This window comes from Micromonospora sp. CV4 (assembly GCF_003667455.1).
Classification (GTDB): Bacteria; Actinomycetota; Actinomycetes; order Mycobacteriales; family Micromonosporaceae; genus Micromonospora.
Window position 1 is genome coordinate 1 of sequence record NZ_RCVI01000341.1, and the last position, 6,056, is coordinate 6,056.

At 76.0% G+C, this 6,056-nt stretch carries 7 protein-coding genes; 5 read left to right on the forward strand and 2 right to left on the reverse strand.

Annotation, left to right across the window (positions count from 1 at the left end; genetic code table 11):
• Both EAD98_RS23740 and EAD98_RS23745 read right to left on the reverse strand, forming a co-directional pair.
• On the reverse strand, window positions 1-124 hold a 124-nt coding region (locus EAD98_RS23740; protein WP_121656218.1), incomplete at its 3' end, for an SDR family NAD(P)-dependent oxidoreductase.
• On the reverse strand, window positions 121-567 hold the full coding sequence (locus EAD98_RS23745; protein ID WP_121656219.1) for an SRPBCC family protein: 447 nt from the start codon (window positions 565-567) through the stop codon (window positions 121-123). The genes EAD98_RS23745 and EAD98_RS23740, both read right to left, overlap by 4 nt.
• 200 nt (window positions 568-767) lie before the next feature.
• Here EAD98_RS23745 and EAD98_RS23750 point away from each other — a divergent pair, with 200 nt between their 5' ends.
• The 5 genes from EAD98_RS23750 to EAD98_RS23770 form a co-directional block, all read left to right on the forward strand.
• Entirely contained in the window at window positions 768-2,402 is a 1,635-nt protein-coding gene (locus tag EAD98_RS23750) for an HAD-IIIA family hydrolase (RefSeq protein ID WP_233583944.1), read from the forward strand.
• The gene (locus EAD98_RS23755) at window positions 2,399-3,373 is read left to right on the forward strand and encodes a glycosyltransferase (RefSeq protein ID WP_121656221.1); all 975 of its coding nucleotides are present in this window, start codon (window positions 2,399-2,401) and stop codon (window positions 3,371-3,373) included. The genes EAD98_RS23750 and EAD98_RS23755 overlap by 4 nt, the downstream gene beginning before the upstream one ends.
• A complete protein-coding gene (locus EAD98_RS23760) occupies window positions 3,358-4,575 on the forward strand; it encodes a glycosyltransferase (protein ID WP_121656222.1) in 1,218 nt (405 codons plus the stop codon). The genes EAD98_RS23755 and EAD98_RS23760 overlap by 16 nt, the downstream gene beginning before the upstream one ends.
• Window positions 4,572-5,273 (forward strand): SIS domain-containing protein, encoded by a 702-nt coding sequence (locus EAD98_RS23765; RefSeq protein WP_121656223.1) that lies wholly within the window; start codon window positions 4,572-4,574, stop codon window positions 5,271-5,273. Before EAD98_RS23760 ends, EAD98_RS23765 begins: the two co-directional genes overlap by 4 nt.
• A 16-nt stretch (window positions 5,274-5,289) precedes the next feature.
• A partial coding sequence (locus EAD98_RS23770; RefSeq protein ID WP_233583945.1) for a PfkB family carbohydrate kinase occupies window positions 5,290-6,056 on the forward strand: 767 nt, incomplete at its 3' end.

Genomic DNA, 6,056 nt, shown 5'->3' on the forward strand with positions numbered 1-6,056 from the left:
CGCGTACGCGGCCCGCGTCGCCCCGGGCCAGCAGCGCCAGCCGGGCGCCCCGGGCCGCGTACGCGTGCGCGACGGCCCGACCGACGCCGGCGCTCGCGCCGGTCACGACCACGGTCTGCGTCACGGCGCACCCTTCTGCCGGGTGGCGATGTCGGACAAGCGGTTGAGCGTCTCCCGGTTCCGCAGGTGCAGCACGAGATCATTGATCTTGTTGCGGACCCAGCGCAACGGGCCGGCGGCGAAGTCCTCCCCGATGCGGACCCGGGTGGCGTCCCCGCCGACCGGTTCCAGGGTGAAGGCCACGATCGCCTCGCCGGCCGGCCAGAGACCGGCCCGGAGCACGAGCCGGTGCGGCGGTTCGCAGACCAGCACGGTGGAGGCGTCCTGCAAGGAGAACGGCCACGGACCGGCCCGGTGGTGCAGCTGGCTGCCCACCCTCGGCCAGGCCTCGTCCACGTCCCGCACGTGCGCGGTGCCGACCACCCAGTCGCTGTACGTCCACCCGTCGGCGAGCACGTCGAAGACCTGCTGCGGGGGAGCGTCGATCACTTTCTCCACAATCGCCACTGGACTCCCATACCCCACCGGGACGGTGGCTAACGGGCCCGCGGGTTAGCTTCTCCGGGGCGGCGGGTAAGGCCGACGCGGAGCACCGCCCGCGACGCTGCCCCAGCGCGTCGGCGACGACGTTTACTCCTCGGGGCGCAGGGAACCCGCCGCCTGTGCGACAGGACCAGGAGGATCCGGATCAGCGCAGGTCAGCCCCGGTGTACGCCGGTGCTGGCCGGGCCGGCTCCGGGCCTGTCGAGGGCACCCGACCCGTTCTCTACGACGCGGTGCTGCTGGACCGGGACGGCACCCTGATCGAGGACGTGCCCTACAACGGCGACCCGGAGAAGGTGCGGCCGGTGCCGGGGGCGCGCGCCGCGCTGGACCGGTTGCGGGCCGCCGGGCTGCGGCTGGCGGTGGTGACGAACCAGTCCGGCCTGGCCCGTGGCTACTTCAGCGAGGAGCAGATGCGGGCGGTGCACGCCCGGATCGAGGAGCTGCTGGGCCGCTTCGACGCGTGGTTGGTCTGCCCGCACGACGACGCCGACGGCTGTGACTGCCGCAAGCCGGCCCCCGGCCTGGTGCACGCCGCCGCCCGCCAGCTCGGCACGAGCGCGTCGCGCTGCGTGCTGGTGGGCGACATCGGCCGGGACGTGGCCGCCGCGATGGCGGCGGGGGCGGCGGGGGTGCTGGTGCCCACCCCGGTGACCCGACCCGAGGAGATCGCCGCCGCCGGGTGGCTGGCCGGCGACCTACCGGCGGCCGTGGATGAGATCCTGCGCCGCCAGCAGGCGGTGCACCCCGCGTCGGGGCCGGCCGGTCAGCGGGTGGGGACAGCGCTGGTGGTGCGCTCGGACTCGGCCGGGGACGTGCTGGTGACCGGGCCGGCGATCCGCGCCGTCGCGGCCGGGGCACAGCGGGTGGTGCTGCTGTGCGGGCCACGGGGACGCGCCGCCGCCGACCTGCTGCCCGGTGTCGACGAGATCATCGAGCATCCGCTGCCGTGGATCGACCCCGCTCCGGAGTCGGTCGACGCGGACGCCATGCGGACCCTGACCACGCGCCTCGCCGCGGTCGGCGCGGACGAGGCGGTGGTGTTCACCTCGTTCCACCAGTCCGCCCTGCCCCTGGCGCTGCTGTTGCGGATGGCGGGAATCCGCCGGATCGCCGCCATCAGCGACGACTACCCGGGTTCCCTGCTGGACGTCCGACACCGGGTACCCGCCGGCGTCCCCGAACCCGAACGTGCCCTCTCCCTCGCCGCCGCCGCCGGCCACCGGCTGCCCGTCGACGACGAACCCGTGCTCCGGCTCCGGCAGGACGCCCTTCCGTACCGACCGGCCGACCTCGGCGCCCCCGGCTACGTGGTGCTGCATCCGGGCTCGGCCGCGTCGAGCCGGGCCTGCCCGCCCGAGTTGGCGGCCCGGATCGCCGGGTCGCTGACCGCCGCCGGGCACCGGGTGCTGGTCACCGGCGGCCCCGACGAGCGTGCGGTCACCGCCCGGGTCGCGGCGGCCGGCGGCACCGACCTGGGTGGCCGGACGGACCTGCCGGGCCTGGCCGCGATCGTGGCCGACGCCGGCGCGGTGGTGGTCGGCAACACCGGGCCCGCGCACCTGGCCGCCGCGGCCGGGGTGCCGGTGGTGAGTCTCTTCGCGCCGACCGTCCCGTTCGGCCAGTGGGGGCCCTACCGGGTGCCCACCGTCCGGCTCGGCGACGCCGGTGCGCCCTGCCGGGACACCCGGGCGGCCAGCTGCCCGGTGCCCGGACATCCGTGCCTGAGCGGCGTCGACCCGGCCGAGGTGGTCGAGGCGCTGCGGGTGCTGGTCGGCAGCGGTGGTGGCGGCCGATGAACGTCCTGCTCTGGCACGTGCACGGCTCCTGGACCACGTCGTTCGTGCACGGCGGCCACCGCTACCTGATCCCGACCACACCCGACCGCGGCCCCTACGGCCTCGGCCGTGCCCGCACCTACCCCTGGCCCGACAGCGCCGTCGAGGTCGCCCCCGCCGACCTGCCCGGCACCGCCGTCGACCTGGTGATCCTGCAACGCCCCGAGGAGGTCGACCTCGCCGAGGAGTGGCTGGGCCGCCGGCCCGGCCGTGACGTCCCGGCCATCTACGTCGAACACAACACGCCCAAGGGCGACGTGCCCAACACCCGGCATCCGATGGCCGACCGCGACGACCTGCTCATCGCACACGTCACCGGGTTCAACCAGATCTTCTGGGACACCGGCGCCAGCCGCACCACGGTGGTCGACCACGGGATCGTCGCGCCCGCCGTGTCGTACACCGGTGAGCTGGACCGGCTCGCCGTGGTGATCAACGAGCCGGTCCGCCGTGGCCGGGTCACCGGCACCGACCTGCTGCCCCGGTTCGCCGAGATCGCACCGCTGGACGTGTTCGGCATGGGCGTCGCCGGCCTGGCCGACCATCTCGGGCTGCCCGCCGACCGGCTCACCAGCCACGACGACGTACCCCAGGACCGGATGCACGCCGAACTGGCCCGGCGGCGCGCGTACCTGCACCTGTGCCGGTGGACCTCGCTCGGGCTCAGCCTGATCGAGGCGATGGCGATCGGCATGCCGGTCGTCGCGCTCGCCACCACCGAGGCGGTGACGGCGGTGCCCCCGGAGGCGGGGGCCCTGGCCACCCGGATGGACACCCTGCTCGACGCCGCCCGTCGGTTCATCGCCGAGCCGGTGGCCGCGCGTCAGGCCGGCGCGGCGGCGCGAACGGCCGCGCGGGACAGGTACGGCCTCGACCGTTTCCTCGCTGACTGGGACCGGCTGCTGGAGGAGGAAGTATGCGGATCGCGATGATCTCGGAGCACGCCAGCCCGCTCGCCATCCTCGGAGGGGAGGACGCCGGCGGCCAGAACACGCACGTCGCGGAGTTGTCCGCCGCGCTCGCCGACGCCGGGCACGAGGTGCGGGTCTACACCCGCCGGGACGCGCTCGACCTGCCGGTGACCGTCCGCAGCCCGGACGGGTACGACGTGGTGCACGTGCCGGCCGGTCCGGCCGAGCCGGTGGCCAAGGACGCGCTGCTGCCGCACATGCGGGAGTTCGGCCGGTGGCTGGTGGAGCGGTGGCGGGGCGGGGACTGGGTGCCCGAGGTGATCCACGCGCACTTCTGGATGAGCGGCCTGGCCGCGCTGAACGCGGGCCGGCAGACCGGCGTGCCGGTGGTGCAGACGTACCACGCGCTGGGCACCGTGAAGCGCCGCTACCAGGGCGTGCAGGACACCAGCCCGGCCCGGCGGATCTCCTACGAGCGGGAGTTGGGCCGCTCGGTGGACCGGGTGGTCGCGCAGTGCCGCGACGAGGTCGGTGAGCTGGTCCGGATGGGGGTGCCCCGGTCCCGGATGACCGTCGTGCCCTCCGGGGTCAACCTCGCCTCGTTCGGCCCGCTCGGGCCGGCCGCCGACCGCGAGCCGGGCCGGCCCCGGATCCTGACCGTGGGCCGGCTGGTCGAGCGCAAGGGCTTCCAGACGGTGGTCCGCGCGATGGCGCTGGTGCCGGACGCCGAGTGCGTGGTGGTGGGCGGGCCGCCCGAGGGGCTGCTGGAGACCGACCCGTACGCCCGGCGGCTGCGGGCGCTGGCCGAGTCGTGCGGGGTGGCCGACCGGGTACGGCTGGTCGGCGCGGTGCCCCGGGAGGAGATGGGCCGCTGGTACCGCTCGGCGGACCTGCTGGTCGCCGCCCCCTGGTACGAGCCGTTCGGGTTGACCCCGCTGGAGGCGATGGCCTGCGGGGTGCCGGTGGTCGGCACCGCGGTGGGCGGCATCCGGGACACCGTGGTCGACGGGACGACCGGTGATCTCGTGCCGGCCCGCGACCCACGTGCGCTGGCCACCGCGATCCAACGGCTGCTCGACGACCGCATCCGGCGCTTCCGGTACGCCACCGCCGCGCGCGAGCGGGCCCGGTCGCGGTACTCCTGGGCGGCCACGGCCGAGCGACTGGCGGAGCTCTACGGCGAGGTGGCCGCCGTGCGCCGACCGAGCCGGGTGGTGGCCTGATGCCGGCGGGCAGCCTGCTCGACACCCACCTGACGAACCTCGCCGCGGCACTGGGACCCTACCGGCGGTGCGAGTCGCAGTTGGCGCGCTGGGGTGCGGAGCTGGCGCACCGCCTGGCGGCCGGTGGACGGTTGCTGGTCGCCGGCAACGGCGGCAGCGCGGCCGAGGCCCAACACCTCACCGCCGAACTCGTCGGCAAGCTCCATCACGACCGGCAGCCGCTGTCCGCCATCGCCCTGCACGCCGAGACCAGCGCCGTGACCGCCATCGCCAACGACTACGGCTACGCCGACGTCTACGCCCGCCAGGTCCGCGCCCACGGTCGACCCGGCGACATCCTGCTCCTGCTCAGCACCAGCGGCACCAGCGCCAACCTGCTCACCGCCGCGCACGCCGCCCGCGACGCCGGCCTCACCACCTGGGCGCTCACCGGTCCCGCCCCGAACCCCCTCGCCGACGCCTGTGCCGACGCCCTCACCGTCGCGTCCCCCGACTCCCAGGTCGTCCAGGAACTGCACCTCGTCACCAGCCACCTGCTCTGCGAATACCTCGAACAGGAGCTGCCCGCCGCGCTGGCCGCTGCCACCCGGCACGCGCCGCCCGAGCCCGCACCGGCCGGTCGGCTCCCGTCCGGGCCGGTGCGCACGGGGGTCGAGGTGGTGCTCGACGGCGGGACCGGACAGCAGGTCGACGCGTGAGGATGAGGAGGAAAGCGTGAGGGGACCCGTGGTGGTGGTCGGGGACACCCTGCTCGACCGGGACGTGGAAGGGATCGTGAACCGGCTCTGCCCGGACTCCCCGGTGCCCGTGCTCGACGAGACGACGGCCACCGACCGGCCCGGGGGCGCCGGCCTGGCGGCGGTCTTCGCCGCCGCGCAGGGCGCCGAGGTGGTGCTGGTGACGGCGCTCGCCGACGACGCGGGTGGCGCCCGGCTGAGCGCGTTGCTGACGGCCGCCGGCGTGCAGGTGTACCCGCTGGCCCTGTCCGGCGCGACGCCGGAGAAGATCCGCCTGCGGGCCCGGGGTCGGGTCCTGCTGCGCCACGACCGCGGTGGCGCCTCCGGCGAACCGGGCCAGCCCTCCGACGAGGTGCTGCGGGTGCTCGGGGCGGCGTCGGCGGTGCTGGTCAGCGACTACGGCCGGGGCGTCGCCCGGCAACCCGCGCTGCGCGCCGCGCTGGCCGCCACCCGCGCCCCGGTGGTGTGGGACCCGCATCCGCGCGGCCCGGCGGCGGTGCCCGGCGTGCACCTGGCCACCCCGAACGAGTCGGAGGTGCGCGAGCTGGTCCCGGCGCTGCCCGGGGCGTCCCGCCTGGCGACCGCCTCGCGGGGAGCGCAGGGTCTGCGCCGGCGCTGGCGGGCCGGCGCCGTGGCGGTGACGCTGGGCGGGGACGGCGCGCTGCTCTGCCACGCCGGGTCGACGCCGCTGGTGGTGCCCACCCCGGGCAGCGCCGAGGGGGACACCTGCGGCGCCGGCGACCG

Excerpts from the sequence above, each read along its gene's own strand:
- EAD98_RS23760 (WP_121656222.1), top strand. The coding sequence starts at position 3,358 with ATGCGGATCGCGATGATCTCGGAGCACGCCAGCCCGCTCGCCATCCTC.
- EAD98_RS23755 (WP_121656221.1), top strand. The coding sequence starts at position 2,399 with ATGAACGTCCTGCTCTGGCACGTGCACGGCTCCTGGACCACGTCGTTC.